This is a genomic window from Paenibacillus thalictri (assembly GCF_004307995.1).
Classification (GTDB): Bacteria; Bacillota; Bacilli; order Paenibacillales; family NBRC-103111; genus Paenibacillus_AF; species Paenibacillus_AF thalictri.
This window is the reverse complement of the sequence record NZ_SIRE01000005.1, coordinates 444,355-459,359: the sequence shown is the minus strand read 5'-3', so window position 1 is coordinate 459,359 and position 15,005 is coordinate 444,355. Positions and strand designations below refer to the sequence as shown.

Below are 15,005 nucleotides of genomic sequence, written 5' to 3'. Positions count from 1 at the left end.
AGCTCCTTTTTGTGTGCTACCAAATCGACCGCTGGCCGGCCTTCCTGAGCAGCGCGTTCGCCGATACGACAAGGACGAAGGCGATAACGCCTTTGAACAGGCCAACGGCCGTTGCCAGACTGAATTGGCCGCGTTCCAGTCCCATCCGGTACACGTAGGTGTCGATGATGTCGCCGACCTGATACACCGAAGGATTGATCATCACGTAAATCTGCTCGAAGCCTGCGTCGAGAATGTGACTCAGATTGATGATAAACATCAGCGTAACCGTAGGCATGATGCCCGGAATCGTGACATGCAGCAGTTGATGCCCCCTGCCCGCTCCGTCGACGGTCGCCGATTGATACAACTCGGGATTGACGCCGGCCAGCGCCGCCAAATAAATGATCGCGCTCCAGCCGAACTCCTTCATAATATGGGTCGCCACGATGATTGGACGAAAATACGCTTCGTCGATCAGGAAATTGACCGCATCCAGCCGCAGCGACTGAAGCATCGCGTTGATCACGCCGGATGGGGTGAGAAAGGAGACTACGATCCCCCCGTACACAACCCATGATAAAAAATGTGGGAAATAAGTAATTGTCTGCACCGTTCGCTTAAACAAGGCGTTTCGCGCTTCGTTCAGCAGCAGCGCAAAGATGACGGGAACGGGAAACCCGAAGACAAGCTTGTACAAGCTGACAAGCACCGTGTTCGTCAGCAGCCGCGTGAAGTCGGGATTGTCCATCAGCTGCTTGAAATGCTTCAGGCCGACCCACGGACTGCCCGCTACGCCGCGGAACGGAGAAAAGTCTTTAAACGCAATCGACAGCCCGTAATAGGGCAAAAAATGGAACAAGGCAAAATAGACAATCGAAGGAAAAAGCAGCGCATACAGCCATCTATGCTTAAGTATTAACCTCAATTAGCTCCGGCTCCTTTCTGTAAAATAAGAGGTCATGTTTTATTGTAAGCGCCGTCAGTTAGCCGGAACACATGGTTATCTTCATGTTTTCGGGGGGACAGTTAAGGCGATGGTCCGCCCGCTGCCGGTTTACAAGCCCGCTCTGTAGTTACCTACCGCTTCGGAAGTCAGCAAATACCGGTCGTAGACGCGAAGTTTGCCGATAATCCCTTTCCAATCCGGTCCGACCAGCGCCTTCTCCCCGCCGTTCACATCCAGCATGTACGGGGAAAACCGGCCCCAGCCGAACTGCCGTTCCGCGCCGCCGTCGCACAGCTGGCCGTTGATGACAAAGGTGATCATGTTAGGCCCGCCGTCCACAATAATCGCGGCATGCAGCCAGGCGTTGGGCGAAATGATGCCCGCATCGCTTTCCCAGGCCGCTTCGCTCCTGCCGTCATTTAGCGTAATCCGCAGCGTCCAGCGTTCGGTCATGCTGATTGCCACGCCTTTGCCGTCTTTGCCGCGGGTATCGAGCAGCATGGAGCCGGCGTCTCCTGCCGCTGGATATATCCAGGCGTCGACTGCAAAGCCCCCTCCCTCGCGCAGCGCCGGCAGCGGCGGCATTTCCGCGAAAGCGCCGGCCAGGTTCGGGCCGGCAAGCTCCAGCGCCAGACCACGCGCGGCCGCGCTGTTATTCTCATGCTGGTTCCACATGGCTTCCAGCAATTGGGGGTCGATCTCATGAACGCGGGCAACCGTTTTTTGCGTCTCGGTAATAAAATACCGTCCGCCGTCCTCGATAAAATCGGGGTAACTGATACGCACCGCCGGATCGTCGTCGAACAGCACGATTTCCGGCTGCGACCATTCGATATATCCGTTCCGTTCGATGCCGCCGCACAGCCATGCCGGATTGCGGTCGCGGTACGCAAGCGAAGGTGTGGCCCGGTTGTCCTTGCCGTGATTGTGGAACCACAAGATGAATTTGCCATTGCTGAATTTGCGCACAAAGTTGGCCGCCCGCGGATGCTTGATTTTACGGCCGAACCTCTGGTACTCCGCATATTCCGGAGCCGTCCATGTGTGGCCGCCGTCACGGCTGTACGCCTGCCCGTTATGTCCCTCCACCGTGCGGTACGTGCAATACAAGCTGCCGTCCGAAAGTCCGACCAGATTATGCTCGTCAGCCACCTTGCCAAGCGGAGCCCGAATGCCGCTTTCCCCTTCGGGCAGCGTCTCCCATTTAATGCGCGCCGGATCGGATTCCGTCAGGATGTTCGCGCTTTTCAGAAAGATTCCTTCGGAAGTCGCCATAAAGCCGTCCCCGAAGCGGCCTACCTTGGCGAGCCCCATATAAACGGCTCCCTCATGGACGATCGGTTTGCCCACGCCCCAAAAATATTGCACCGCGCCGCCGTACGGGTTGTCCCGGTCGATCTGCATCTCGCGGATCGGCACGTGATAACGCTGCTCCGACCAGGAGATGCCTCCGTCATCGGAATATTTAAACATCAAAAAACCTAACGTATCCACCCTTTTCTGAATATGCTCGAAATCGGCTTTCATTTCCCGCAAATTGTCTTTGTTGTAGGTGTAGAACGCGTAAATTCTTCCGCCCGGCACAAGCAGCGGCATCACCCATGACGCCTCCGGCCCGTCGGCCGGTTCGATATCCGTCAACTCCGACCATGTGCGGCCCTGATCATAACTGATCGCAGAAACAACATGTTGGCCTTGCTCGCCTTCGACTCCGCGTCCGGTCGTCAGCACGCACACCCAGTGCCCGCCCTCCGCCACGACCACGTACGGCTGATCGCAATAATGCTCGCGGGGGATTTCCGCACCCCATTTAATATTTCGTCCATCTTTGACGCCTTCGCTCGCCGGTAAACTCATCGATACCCCATCCTTTCGGTGACAGTGATTGTACGCCTTGTTATATCTTAATTTTTCAGCGGACGTGTCAAAAGGGGGATGAATTAATGTTTCGCATGGGTCGGCGCATGAATTGTGATTTGGTTGCAATTCCTGTATAATACCCATTACATTCAAATATCTGATTATTTGATTTTTTAAAAATAACATAAGGAGTGGGTGCGAATGCCGGGCTCTACGAATATTAACTCATCACATCAAGATTCGTTATCCTCTCACGAATCGACCGCACCTTCCATGCGGATAAGCAGGCAAACCGTCATAACAATGGGGATTCATGCGTTACATGAGATCGGGTCCGATTCCATTTGTCATGTTTGTATCGCCGATGGAGGATCCTGTTGTAAAGGGTGTCGACATCTTGTCACAGGTATTGGATGCCAAAAACGAAATACAAGTTGCACGGCATGGTTATGCGGGTTTTTGAAGTTCTTTTTGTATGAAACCGGCCTACTGCGAGAATGGAACGACTTTTGGGATCAAGTCCCGGGACAAGATTACCGTGAGGACTTTACGCCAGAGGTCTTTTATGTGACAAAGTCGCTACACCTTCCGGATCTTCGGAATTTGAGTGAGGCTCTTGCTACCGATCTTCATGAGTTGGCTAAATCTCACATTGCCATCGGGTTTATCCTAACCCTACGTGAAAAAATCGATAAACATATTGATCAGCTCAATGAGTGTCAGCATGATCGGAAAAAGAAGGCCAAATTAAAAAGGAATATAAAAATGTTATCAAGTCCTTTCCATCGTTTTCAAAAAGAACTACATGAATATCGACAAAAATTCCCGATTTCATAGTTGAACTGAACCGGAAACACGCATCCTGTGAAAAAGCAAGAGCAGCTGCCTCATGGCAAGCTGCTCCATCATAAACATATCTTGAAATCCCCTCCCCCTCCTCGTTTGACCGGCTGCTGCCGGACGGCTTTCTAATAAATAACACCTCCCACAACACCCGTCAGAACCATAAGAAGGATCGGGTTCATCTTCCATCGCCTCAGTGCCAACAAAGAAGCTGCAAACAGGGCTGCCGCAAGCCAATCCACATCGCCTGCTTCGCTTATTGCCGATGTCCCAAAAAACGTCAACAGCAATATGGTTCCAGTTGCGGAGATAATAAGGCCCAGTGAAGCCGATCTCAGGCCGTTCAAAACTTCAAATACATAGACCGATTTGTTAAATCTCTGGAAAAAGCGATACAGCAATATCGAAATGCCGACACCTGAAATCACACAGCCAAAAGTTGCAATCATCGCGCCCGGTATCCCCGCAATCTGTAAGCCGACAAATGTGGAGGTGTTAACCGCTAACGGGCCGGGTGTCATTTGCGAAATCGTGATGATATCGGTAAAAACGCGTTGTGATACCCATGCGTATTTTTCAACTGCCTGGTCTTGAATAAACGGGATGATTGCGTACCCGCCCCCGATACTGAACAAACCGATTTGAAAAAAAACCAGCAACAGCGTTAATAGTTCCCCCATCGTTTTCGCCGCCTTTCGTTTAGCCACACCCGCACGATGCAGACAACACAGCACACTGCAAGGATCAATATGACGTTGATTTCAAAAATAAAGCTCGCGGCAAATGCCGCCGGAACCGCCAAAGCAAGAAATATAGAGCGTTCCTTGATTATCATACCGCACATATCAACAATAAAATCAACGATAAGGGCCGCCACACCTGCCTGCATGCCTCTCAACACCGCGGAAATCAACGGAGTCGCCGCAAAAGCAGCATAAAACTTGGAAACCAACACCAATATAACAAACGATGGCATGACAGCGGCAATGCAGCTGATTACAGCGCCTTTCATCCCTGCTGCCCGAAGCCCCGCAAGGGTTGACAAGTTGATTGCGATGGCTCCCGGAGAAGACTGGGCAATAGCTGCCATATCAACGAGTTCATCTTCGCTGAATAGTTTTTTTCCGGATACATAATACTTCCGAATCATCGGAACAACCACATATCCCCCGCCAAATGTAAACGTGCTGATAAATAAATTGATGCCCAGAAGCCATATGTATAGCTTGTTTTTTTCGCTTATCATCTGCTCCGCCTCCTTGTCACTCATTATGGAGGTTGTTGATCCATTAGTAAAATGATAATATTTCGTAATAACCATTAGTTTTACTCATGGAGGGGAAGCACATATGATGTCACTTCGGCATTTTGAAATATTGCGGGCAGTTGCTGAAACAGGAAACTTCACAAGAGCCGCGGAAAAGTTATATATCACGCAATCCGCTGTATCTCATGCGATACGAGAACTCGAAGAAAAGGCAGGAACGGCATTATTTGACCGGTTATCCAAAAGCGTTCAGCTTACCAAAAGCGGCCGGCTCCTGCTGGAGGAAATTATACCGATCTTAGCTTCATGCGAAGCTTTGGATACACGGTTTCGCTGTTTAGAAAAACTAGCCCCCCTGCACATTGTTTCCAGCATTACCATTGCGGCGTTCTGGTTACCGAAAATATTAAAAGCTTTTGAACAAGATTTGCCTGATATACCGATCCATGTCGATGTGGTCAGCGCAGCAAATGCCATTGACATATTGCGCGACGGCAAAGCGGACATCGCATTAGTTGAAGGGGCAGCTCCCCAAGGCCCTTATTTATGTACCCCTTTTGCATCATATCCGTTATATATTGTGTGCGCTCCCGATTACCCCATCGCTCACAAGGAGTTGACGCTGCAGCAATTTTGCTCCGAAAAGCTATTATTGCGCGAAAAAGGCAGCGCGATCCGCGATACTTTAGACAGCGCGCTTTATTTGTCCGGATACACTGCGCAGCCCACATGGACAAGCGTGAATTCCCTGGCATTAATAGAAGCCGCCAAGGCTGGATTGGGCATTGCGATTTTGCCGGATGTTCTTGTCAACGAGCCGTTATCGCAAGGAAAATTGATTTCACTGTCTATTCAGGACCTCTTGTTGGAAAATGAATTATTTGCCGTTCACCATCGGGATAAATATATGACAACACCACTCAAGACGTTTCTTTGGCATATAACCCAAGCTGTCTCTTTGGGCTTCGGGTGACATAAAAAATGCCGTTATGACTGGTATGTCATACGGCATAAAGCGATTTTGCTCTATTCATCTCAAAACCGGAAATCATCATCGGTTAATGTTTCTACATTTACAGTCCGAATATATCCGTTGCCTTTCTTGGAGAAGAAATCATGCTGCTTCGTACGGGTATTGATCCCATTAAGGACAATCGGATTAATATCCTCTTCCGGGAATAACGGTTCAAGTCCCAGGTTCATCATCGCTTTGTTGGCATTATAACGCAAGAAAGCTTTTACTTCGCTTGTTAGTCCTACTTTGGAATACAACTCTTCAGTATATTGCTCTTCATTGCTGTGCAAGTAGCGGAGCAGTCCCTGCAGTGTCTCGTAAGCGGCTTGCCGTTCGTCTTCATCCAATCCGGCATACAGCTCCTGAGCCAACATGCCGACATACAAGCCATGAATGCTTTCATCACGCAAAATCAGGTTAATGATCTCGCCGCTGCTTGTCATTTTCCCTTGCCCGGCCAGATATAGCGGATAAAAGAAGCCGCTGTAGAACAAATAACTTTCGAGCAGCACCGAAGCGGACATCGCCAAGTACAAAGCTTTAGGTGATTGAATATTGTTGTAATATTGCGTTATCGTCTCCGCTTTGGTTTGCAAGAAACGGTTGTTTTCAACCCATTGGAAAATATCGTCGATTTCTTCTGTCGATGCCAATGTCGTGAATATACTGCTGTACGATTTGGCGTGAATTTGTTCCATCATGCCCATAAAGCCAAGCACGGCTTTGCGCTGCAGCCCGTCGACCAGATCAAGAATTTTGGGCATTCCAACGCCGCCTTGCACCGTATCGAGCAAAGTTAAGCCGCCAAGAACCTTCATGTACAGCTCCCGCTCTGCTTCGTTTAATGTCAGCCAGGACATTTTGTCGTCAGACAGCGGAATTTCCTCATCCGTCCAAAACTGCATAATATTTTGCTTCCAGAATGTATCCGTAAAATCGTCGTCCGGACGGTTCCAATTCACGGCTTTCCAAACACCCATTGCTGTAACGCTCCCTTTCCGGCTTATCTTATACGGAACAACTGATGCACTCTTCAACGGAAAGATGATTTGTCCGAGTGTAATAAAGAGATTTCAGTCCTTTTTTAGCCGCGTAAATATAATAACGTGCAAGCTGTCTTGTTGTTACGTCGCTGTTCACGTGCAGAACGGTGGATATCCCCTGGTCTACATGCGTTTGAATTTCTGCGATTAAATCGAGCACCTTGAACTGATCCATTTGATAAGCCGATTTATAGAAGAAATAGTTGTCTCTGTTTAAATACGGCATCGGATAATACGTCGTGGAGTTGGCATACGTGCGTGTTTCGATTTGCTCCACGATAGGCATAACGCTTGATGTTGCGTTTTGAATATAAGAAATGCTTTGTGTCGGTGCAATAGCAAGCCGATAAGCATGATATAATCCGTAGGTTTGTACAGCGATCTTCAGGTTCGCCCAGTCTTCCGGAGACGGAACCGTCATTTTCTGGAACAGCTGCTGCACTTTGCTTGTGACCGGTCTGTAATCCGTTTCGGTATAACGGTCGAAGTACGTGCCGGTAGCATAATCGGAAAGTTCAAACCCGGTAAACGTAACACCGCGTTCTTTGGCAATTTCCATGCTTTGTTCTAACGAGTAGAAGTTCATCATCATAAAAAAGGCCCGCGCAAAATCTTTAGCTTCATCGCTTTCATAAGCGATTTTATTTTTAGACAAATAGCCGTGAAGGTTCATGGCGCCGAGTCCGACCGAATGCATCTCTTGGTTTGCTTTGGCAACGCCGGGAGCGTTAGCCACGGTCGTCATATCGGTAACCGCCGTCAGTGCGATGATTCCTTCTTTGACGGATTCTTTCACTTTATTCAGTTCCATCACGTTAACGATGTTCAGAGATGCCAGGTTGCAGCTGATGTCACGCCGGATTACATCGAGTTGGCCGTAATCGGCGATTTCCGATGTCTCCTGCAGCTGGAATATTTCCGTGCAGAGGTTGGACATTTTGATACCGCCGAGCCGTTTAAGCGGATGCGCCTGATTGGCGTTGCTTTTATTCATAATGTAAGGATATCCGGATTCAAGCTGGATCATGGAAATTTTGATCATCATGTCACGTGCGCTCATCACAACTTTTTTGCGTACACGGTCATTGGCCAGCAATTCGTCGTACATCAGATCAAGGTCCATATCGTCCAAATGTTTTCCATATGCTTTATAAACGGAATACGGAGCAAACACATGCAGCGGTTTATTTTCTTCCGCCAGCTGATAAAACTTATTAGGAATGATCAGTCCAATCGAAAGCGTCTTGAGGCGCGTTTTCTCGTCGGCGTTAATTTTTTTGCTGTCCAGCAGCTCCATAATATCCCAGCCGAAAATGTTGTAATACGCTGCCCCCGACCCTCTGCGCTGTCCCATTTGATCGGCGTAGGAGAATGCATCCTCCATCAGCTTGAGCACCGGCATAATGCCTTTGGCCGCACCTTCGACATCTTTGATCGGCTCGCCGCGACCGCGCAATTTGGATAAATTGACGGCAACACCGCCGCCGATTTTGGAAAGCTGCATGCAAGTGCCGAGAACATAGTTAATTGAATTCAGCGAATCATCCATCTCCAGCAAAAAACACGAAACCATCTCTCCGCGCCGGCTTTTGCCCGCATTTAGAAATGTCGGAGTTGCCGGCTGTACGCGCTGATCCATCATGGAGCTCGTCAGCATTTTTGCCGTATGGATATCGCCGCGGGCAAGGTACAAGGCCACAATCGAAACTCTGTCCGGGTAATGTTCCAAGTAGAACGAACGGTCATTGCTTTTTACCGCATAATCCGTATAAAACTTGGAAGCCGCCATATAAGAAGGAAATTCGAAGCGATAGCTGTGCGCGAGGGCATAGATTTCTTCAACTTCCACCGGTGTATAATGCTGATAAACATCCTCATAATAATCGTTATCGATCATATAACGGACTTTGGCTGTTGTGTCCGCAAAATGAATACTTTTGTTATGTACTTCTTCCATAAACGCGCTAACGGCTTCCTTATCTTTTTCCAATTGAAAAAAGCCATCCGTATCTCTTTGCAGCAATAAATTGTTCAACTCAATATGCAGCAACCGAACGCACCTCCTGTTTAAATCTTTCCACATCTTGCTGTGTTCCTGAAAGCTCAAACTTGCTTAACACGGGTACTCTGTATAATTTTGCGATATGATCGGCGCTGCGGGCAAAACCTTCTCCCCAATTCCGATTTCCGCTTGCTGAAACACCTATTAAATTGTTGCAATTCTTTTGAAGAAAGGACATCACTTTGGGGGGGACTTGACCGAAACCCGTTGTATAGGTAATTAAAACAAACGGTTCATCCACGGTCATTTTGTCCTCAATTTGAACCATCCGCATATTCAGCTTTTCCACAAAACGGCGGACATTTCCCGTCTTGGAGTCGTAAGCGATCAACATGCAACTTTTCCCCTTCCTTGTTCCTGGCGGAGTAGGCATAAAAAAGCGCGTTCGGCAAGAGAGACCGAATGCGCTAAAACGAGCATGCCAAATGACATACTTCATTAAAGACATCACGGACATCTTCCTGTTCTCCGCAGGCCGTGTCAAGTAAACAGGCAGGTCTCCTGGCTAGAGAATCATCGTGACCGATCGCCTTCCCAGCTTGGTTCAACCAATCAGCCAGTGGCATACAATAGATCGATCCTCATCTCTTACAGTGGCGGGACCGCGCCGGCTTCTCACCGGACTTCCCTATTAAGCTTTCTCGTTTCGTTCAACGAAAAGCACCTGTTCAAACAATATGTAGTCGGTAGTAAATAATTTATATCAATATATGGTGTTTGTCAATGGATAAGATGACTCTTGTTTTCGTATTTTTATAGGTTTTGGCCTATCTCCAGCCTCGTCTTTTTGCTAATAAATGCCGCCAAAGACCAGCTGTAGCAAGCTTTTTGCGGGGTTAAAAAAGAACCGGCGCATGTTTGCGCCAGTTCTTTTTCGCTGCAAAATTAGTTATTTAGTCCCGGAATTCAAATATAAACCGCCGGTTGTGAAGCCGTTTGAGCCCCGATTCTACCACACCGCCAGACGCTCCGGCAAAGGATCTACCGTCTCCGCCATCCGGTCGCACAAACGTTCGTACATGTCCAGTTTGACTGCCAAGAAGTTCACATCGTTCCACAAGTTGCAAGTCTCATTCGGATCCTGCTGTAAATCGTACAATTCCCCTTCATTGCGCTTATGGTAAGATACCAGCTTGTAACGGTCCGTTCTCACCATCGTGGCAAAACCGCCGATTCCGTTTTGCTTGGAGCTTGCATTATAGTGCTCGCAGTAGATGTCCTCCCGATGCTTTTCGTCTCCCCTCTCTGCTTCTGTAAGCAGCGGCCACAGCGATTTGCCCTGCATGCCCGGGTGAATGTCCAAACCCGCCGCTTCCATTAATGTAGGAGCCAGATCGGTCAGCTCCACCAGCTCCCGGTTTCTCCGGTTCGGGGTGAATCGTGAAGGATTGGAAATGATGAGCGGCACATGAACGGAAGGCTCGTAGAAGAAAGCCCCTTTCAAATATACGCCGTGATCCCCCAACAGCTCGCCGTGATCGGACATAAAGATAACGATCGTATTGTCCAGTTGGTTCGTCCGTTCCAACGCCTCGATCATTCGGCCAACCTGCTCGTCAATTAAATCAACCATCGCCCAATAAGCCGCGCGCACCATCTTGTGATCCTGATCGGTCATACTGGAAAATGGATACAACTTGGAATCCCCGTAAGCTCCATTGTGGTCATAACGCTGGAAGTATGTTTTGGAATCCGGTTCGCCCGGCGCAACATTCGGAAGCGGGATGTCGTCCAGACGGTCCAGGTAACGCTGCAAATAAGCTTGTGGCGGATTAAACGGATGATGCGGGTCAAACATATTGACCGAAAAAAACCATGGCCGGCTATATCGTTCATTGGCTTCAATGAACTCAATCGCCTTCTCTGCGCACCAAGCGGACTGATGGTCCTCCGCATCCGGCCCTATCTGTACATAACGGCTGCCTTCAGTCGGCTGCGGGCGATACGCCTTCCCTTTGGCGCGCAGCCATTGAATGTATTCGTTGGTCGCCCAGTCATCCTCCGGATGGTGGGACCAGTGAAACTGGGAGTATCCGTCGTTAATGCGCCGTTCCGTCCCGGCAGTCACCTTCGGATTGCACGCGGAAAGATGCAGCTTGCCCGACAATCCGCCTACGTATCCGGCATCCGCCAACAAACGGGTGACCAGCAGTTCATCCTCGGGCATGTTTTGCCCGTTTTGCCGGCAGCGGGTCGTGCGCGGATAACGTCCGGTCAAAAAGCTCGCCCGGCTGGGCGTACAGACGGTCGCTTGGCAGAAGGCGTTTTCGAACAAAACACCGTTTTCCGCCAGTTTATCGATATTCGGTGTGCGAACCGATGTATTTCCGTAGCAGCCCATCGTATCAAAGCGCTGCTGGTCCGTGCAAATCCAAAGAATATTCGGTTTTTCCATCTTGTTTCATCCTCCGCTTCTTATATTGATAATTGTCAAGCTGGATAAGCCCCGCCCGTGTATGGACTTCCGCTGATCTCGTCTCCAACGCGCGCGATCCCAAGTGCGCGTTGTGGCGCTGCGCGGCGGTTAGTCGAACCCCACTCGGGTCTTACTTCTTGTATTGCGCTTTGTAAGCTTCGTTGTAAATCTCCAAATACCGTTTGAGATTCATGCTGTCGAGCGTTTTCAAATATTTATCCCATTCTTTGTCAATCGAAGCGTCACCGATAATAAACCGTGTGGACATTTCTTTGACGTAATCTTTAATTGTTTTCTGCAAGTCGCTGAGTTCAGTGGATTGCGATTCGTTAAAAAAGATCGGAGGCACGGACTGGCTTTGTTTTGTTTTATACGGCTCGTAGTTTTTCGTCGTTTCCTCGTACAACACGCGCGGCACCTCGGTTGGAGCGGCGGCCAGCCCTTCGAACATTTCCCGTGTGAAATGGTAAAACGTCGTCTGCATCCAGTTGTTGTTTTGCACGGTCCCAAAAGGCATGGAACGGATCCACTTGGCCGGCTGTCCGTTTAACCCAAGCTCGCCGTTCTCCGGTTTCTTCCAGCCGATCCCTTCGCTGCCGATATTCGCGCGCATCCCGATCTCCGGATTGTACAGCGCGTCCGCCCAGCGGAACGCCGCTTCCGGATTTTTCGCTTTACTTGTGATGAGGAATCCTCCGCCGTTAAACGCATAATACCGGTAAGGCGATTGCCTTACGCCATCCGGCCCTTTAAGCGGCGGTACGGTCTTGTAGTCCAGCCATCTGGTGCCGGCAATATTGGAGAATACTTGAGGAATAATGGAAGAAATAACGCCAACTTTCGGGTCGCCCTTCTCCACCATCGCTTTTAACTGCTCGTTATTTTGCGTAAACGATTCGGAGGCAATCAGCCCTTGAGCGTAAAGCTTGTTTAAATATTGCAGCCCCTTCTTATACTCCGGTTTATTGATAATGACGTCGATATTGCTCTTGTCGTCAAAAATAAGCTGGTCGGGGAGCTCATTTAAAATAAACGAGTTCATAATAAAGCTGTCGACGCCGGTCAACGGGTCCTGAACCCCGCCGGCCATCGGAATTTCATCCGCTTTGCCGTTGCCGTTCGGATCCATCTCTTTAAACGCTTTCAAAACCTTTTCCAGATCGTCTGTCGTTTGCGGCATTTCCAAATTCAGCTTTTTCAGCCACGGCGTATAAATCCACATTTTTTGCTGCAGCATGGCGTGCGGATTGCGGTCAACACCGCTGAGCGAATACATATTGCCGTCGGGCGCAGTGGTCGCTTTTTTGATTTCCGGGTACATCTCAAATACTTTTTTGGTTTCCACGCCATAGCTGTCGATCAGCTTGTTGAGCGGCAGAAACACCCCTTGCTGCCCATAAACCATTTGCTGCGCGGGAGACACGCCAAAGCCAACAATGACGTCCGGCAAATCGCCGCTGGTCAAAATCACATTCAACTTCTCTTGCTTATCTTGAGGGGTCGCGAATTGCCACTCCACTTTAATATTGGTCTTTTCTTCATACCATTTGGTGAACTCGTTGGTTGTATAATCTTCCACATAAGGACTTTTGACCGCCAGCACCTTCAGTGTCGTCTTTTCCTTCGTAATCGGGAACGTGCCTGCCTCTTGAACGGCCTTATTGCCGTTGTCTCCGCCCGCGGCTTGGCCGGTTGGGCCCGCTTGCGCGCTGCCGCCGTTCGCACCGTTCTGACAGCCGGCTGTCAATAACATCGCGGCAACTGCAACCGATATCCCTTTTTTCATTTGATTCATAGTGACCCTCCTCAAATATTATCCTTTTAATGCGCCAATCATCACGCCTTTGACAAAATAACGTTGGACAAACGGATACACCGCCATCAGCGGAATCGTCGCAACAACAATTAATGAATACTTAAGCAGCTCGGAAAGTCCGGCCAGCTCGGCCGCTTGCTTAGAGTCCGCGACCATATCCATGCTAGCTTGACTGCGGATCAATATTTCACGCAGCACCAGCTGCAGCGGGTAAAGCTCGGGATCTTTCAAATAAAGCAGCGCGTTAAAATATTGATTCCAATGCTCGACTCCGTACAGCAGCGAGATCACAGCGACAATCGGTCCGGAAAGCGGGAGCGCCACTTTCCACAAAAATTTGAAGTCGTTGCAGCCGTCCATTTGCGCCGCTTCCAGCAGTTCATCCGGGATCGTCGTATTAAAATAAGTCCGGGTAATAATCATATTCCAGATGCTGAGTGCGCCGGGCAATAAAAGCGCCCAAGGCGTATTTAACAATCCCAAACTTTTGACCAGCAAATAGTTCGGAATCAGCCCGCCGCCAAAAAACATCGTGAAAGCAAACAAAGCCATCACTGCGTTGCGCCCGGCCAAATCTTTACGCGAAAGCGGATACGCGGCCAGAATGGTTACCACCACATTAATAGCAGTGCCGACAGCCGTGTAAAAAACGGACATGCCAAACGAATGCAGCACGGAGCGGTCGCGAAATACCGCTTCATATCCTTCCAAGCTGAACTGCACCGGCCAGAGCAGCACTTGCCCCGTTGAAACCGCTTCCTTGGAACTGAACGATGAGCTGACGATAAAAATAATCGGGTACAGCACGACAATAAAAACAATGAGCATCATTGTATAGTTAATGTAATTAAATAATTTGTCTCCATTTGACTCCTTCATAGAAGCCGATTCCATGACGATTCCTCCCGGAGTTACCAAAGACTGGACTGGCCTAATTTTTTGGAAATTTGGTTTACCGTCATGACAAGCGCGAAAGCGATCACATTTTTGAACAACCCGATGGCGGAAGCATAAGAGAAATTAGGCACCATGGACTTGAGTCCGATGTTGTACACGTAGGTATCGATGATTTCCGACGTCCGCACATTTAACGGGTTTTGCAGCAGCAGCACCTTCTCGAAGCCAAGATCAAAGATACGTCCGAAGTTCAGAATGAGTAAAATCGTCGCAATCGGCATAATGCCCGGCAAATCAATGTGCCATACCCTTCGCAGCTTCGACGCGCCGTCCATTTTGGCCGCCTCGTGGAGCGCAGGATCGATGCCGGCCAGCGCGGCGAGATAAATAATGCAGGCAAAACCGGTATGCTGCCACACATCCGACCACACGTACACGCTTTTGAATAAAGCGGGATTTCCCATGATGTTGACCGGCTCGAGCCCAATCGCCTGCACTAAGGCGGCAAAAGGACCGGAGCGCGGCGATAAAAATTGCAGGATCAAACCAACCATAACAACGACGGAAATAAAATGCGGCGCGTAAGTCACCATCTGAACGGCTTTTTTAAACCGGATGTGCTTCATATGGTTTAAACCCAACGCCAACATAATCGGAAACGGGAACGTGGCAATAAGATGATACAAGCTGAGCAGCAGCGTGTTTTCCATGATCCGCCAGAAATCGTAGGATTGAAAAAACCGGATGAAATGCTTAAAGCCTGCCCAGGAGCTGCCCCATATGCCTTTGGTAACCGAATAATCCTTAAACGCAATTTGTGCCCCATACATGGGAACGTATCGGAACACGATCAAATAC

Annotated in this window: 14 protein-coding genes and 1 riboswitch; of the genes, 3 read left to right on the top strand and 11 right to left on the bottom strand. The window is 49.2% G+C overall.

From position 1 onward, the window contains the following. Nucleotides 1-16: 16 nt before the first annotated feature. A complete protein-coding gene (locus tag EYB31_RS08615) occupies nucleotides 17-907 on the bottom strand; it encodes an ABC transporter permease (RefSeq protein ID WP_240762210.1) in 891 nt (296 codons plus the stop codon). A 129-nt stretch (nucleotides 908-1,036) separates the two neighbouring features. Continuing rightward, complete coding sequence (locus EYB31_RS08610) at nucleotides 1,037-2,785, bottom strand: sialidase family protein (RefSeq protein ID WP_165452305.1); 1,749 nt, start codon at nucleotides 2,783-2,785, stop codon at nucleotides 1,037-1,039. A gap of 316 nt (nucleotides 2,786-3,101) precedes the next feature. Between EYB31_RS08610 and EYB31_RS40110 the strand changes: the two genes are divergently transcribed. Continuing rightward, nucleotides 3,102-3,251: a hypothetical protein gene (locus EYB31_RS40110; RefSeq protein ID WP_165452304.1), complete on the top strand. Its 150-nt coding sequence runs from the start codon at nucleotides 3,102-3,104 to the stop codon at nucleotides 3,249-3,251. Next, on the top strand, nucleotides 3,248-3,625 hold the full coding sequence (locus EYB31_RS08605; RefSeq protein WP_131012873.1) for a hypothetical protein: 378 nt from the start codon (nucleotides 3,248-3,250) through the stop codon (nucleotides 3,623-3,625). The genes EYB31_RS40110 and EYB31_RS08605 overlap by 4 nt, the downstream gene beginning before the upstream one ends. A 131-nt stretch (nucleotides 3,626-3,756) precedes the next feature. Here the strand turns inward: EYB31_RS08605 and EYB31_RS08600 are convergent, their stop codons facing one another. Beyond that, the gene (locus tag EYB31_RS08600; RefSeq protein ID WP_131012872.1) at nucleotides 3,757-4,311 is read right to left on the bottom strand and encodes a chromate transporter; all 555 of its coding nucleotides are present in this window, start codon (nucleotides 4,309-4,311) and stop codon (nucleotides 3,757-3,759) included. Beyond that, nucleotides 4,296-4,952 carry a chromate transporter gene (locus EYB31_RS08595; RefSeq protein WP_240762208.1) on the bottom strand — a complete coding sequence of 219 codons (657 nt, stop codon included), beginning with the start codon at nucleotides 4,950-4,952 and terminating at the stop codon, nucleotides 4,296-4,298. The genes EYB31_RS08600 and EYB31_RS08595 overlap by 16 nt, the downstream gene beginning before the upstream one ends. Nucleotides 4,953-4,980: 28 nt before the next feature. Here EYB31_RS08595 and EYB31_RS08590 point away from each other — a divergent pair, with 28 nt between their 5' ends. Then, nucleotides 4,981-5,871: a LysR family transcriptional regulator gene (locus tag EYB31_RS08590; RefSeq protein ID WP_206105443.1), complete on the top strand. Its 891-nt coding sequence runs from the start codon at nucleotides 4,981-4,983 to the stop codon at nucleotides 5,869-5,871. A gap of 62 nt (nucleotides 5,872-5,933) precedes the next feature. Here the strand turns inward: EYB31_RS08590 and nrdF are convergent, their stop codons facing one another. The 7 genes from nrdF to EYB31_RS08555 form a co-directional block, all read right to left on the bottom strand. After that, on the bottom strand, nucleotides 5,934-6,893 hold the full coding sequence (nrdF, locus tag EYB31_RS08585; protein ID WP_131012871.1) for a class 1b ribonucleoside-diphosphate reductase subunit beta: 960 nt from the start codon (nucleotides 6,891-6,893) through the stop codon (nucleotides 5,934-5,936). Between the two features lie 28 nt (nucleotides 6,894-6,921). Beyond that, nucleotides 6,922-9,006 (bottom strand): class 1b ribonucleoside-diphosphate reductase subunit alpha, encoded by a 2,085-nt coding sequence (gene nrdE, locus EYB31_RS08580; protein WP_131012870.1) that lies wholly within the window; start codon nucleotides 9,004-9,006, stop codon nucleotides 6,922-6,924. After that, nucleotides 8,993-9,352, bottom strand: a complete 360-nt coding sequence (gene nrdI / locus EYB31_RS08575) for a class Ib ribonucleoside-diphosphate reductase assembly flavoprotein NrdI (protein WP_131012869.1) — start codon at nucleotides 9,350-9,352, stop codon at nucleotides 8,993-8,995. Before nrdI ends, nrdE begins: the two co-directional genes overlap by 14 nt. A gap of 140 nt (nucleotides 9,353-9,492) precedes the next feature. Next, nucleotides 9,493-9,701, bottom strand: a riboswitch (cobalamin riboswitch). Between the two features lie 266 nt (nucleotides 9,702-9,967). Continuing rightward, nucleotides 9,968-11,413 carry a sulfatase family protein gene (locus tag EYB31_RS08570; protein ID WP_131012868.1) on the bottom strand — a complete coding sequence of 482 codons (1,446 nt, stop codon included), beginning with the start codon at nucleotides 11,411-11,413 and terminating at the stop codon, nucleotides 9,968-9,970. Between the two features lie 151 nt (nucleotides 11,414-11,564). Next, nucleotides 11,565-13,229 carry an ABC transporter substrate-binding protein gene (locus tag EYB31_RS08565; protein ID WP_131012867.1) on the bottom strand — a complete coding sequence of 555 codons (1,665 nt, stop codon included), beginning with the start codon at nucleotides 13,227-13,229 and terminating at the stop codon, nucleotides 11,565-11,567. Between the two features lie 18 nt (nucleotides 13,230-13,247). Further along, nucleotides 13,248-14,144: a carbohydrate ABC transporter permease gene (locus EYB31_RS08560; protein WP_131012866.1), complete on the bottom strand. Its 897-nt coding sequence runs from the start codon at nucleotides 14,142-14,144 to the stop codon at nucleotides 13,248-13,250. Between the two features lie 17 nt (nucleotides 14,145-14,161). Further along, complete coding sequence (locus EYB31_RS08555) at nucleotides 14,162-14,977, bottom strand: ABC transporter permease (protein WP_131012916.1); 816 nt, start codon at nucleotides 14,975-14,977, stop codon at nucleotides 14,162-14,164. Nucleotides 14,978-15,005: the final 28 nt, after the last annotated feature.

Excerpts from the sequence above, each read along its gene's own strand:
- EYB31_RS08565 (WP_131012867.1), bottom strand. The coding sequence starts at position 13,229 with ATGAATCAAATGAAAAAAGGGATATCGGTTGCAGTTGCCGCGATGTTA.
- EYB31_RS08600 (WP_131012872.1), bottom strand. The coding sequence starts at position 4,311 with ATGGGGGAACTATTAACGCTGTTGCTGGTTTTTTTTCAAATCGGTTTG.
- EYB31_RS40110 (WP_165452304.1), top strand. The coding sequence starts at position 3,102 with ATGCGTTACATGAGATCGGGTCCGATTCCATTTGTCATGTTTGTATCG.
- EYB31_RS08595 (WP_240762208.1), bottom strand. The coding sequence starts at position 4,952 with ATGGTTATTACGAAATATTATCATTTTACTAATGGATCAACAACCTCC.
- nrdI (WP_131012869.1), bottom strand. The coding sequence starts at position 9,352 with ATGTTGATCGCTTACGACTCCAAGACGGGAAATGTCCGCCGTTTTGTG.
- EYB31_RS08590 (WP_206105443.1), top strand. The coding sequence starts at position 4,981 with ATGATGTCACTTCGGCATTTTGAAATATTGCGGGCAGTTGCTGAAACA.
- EYB31_RS08560 (WP_131012866.1), bottom strand. The coding sequence starts at position 14,144 with ATGGAATCGGCTTCTATGAAGGAGTCAAATGGAGACAAATTATTTAAT.
- EYB31_RS08570 (WP_131012868.1), bottom strand. The coding sequence starts at position 11,413 with ATGGAAAAACCGAATATTCTTTGGATTTGCACGGACCAGCAGCGCTTT.
- EYB31_RS08610 (WP_165452305.1), bottom strand. The coding sequence starts at position 2,785 with ATGAGTTTACCGGCGAGCGAAGGCGTCAAAGATGGACGAAATATTAAA.
- nrdF (WP_131012871.1), bottom strand. The coding sequence starts at position 6,893 with ATGGGTGTTTGGAAAGCCGTGAATTGGAACCGTCCGGACGACGATTTT.
- EYB31_RS08555 (WP_131012916.1), bottom strand. The coding sequence starts at position 14,977 with ATGTATGGGGCACAAATTGCGTTTAAGGATTATTCGGTTACCAAAGGC.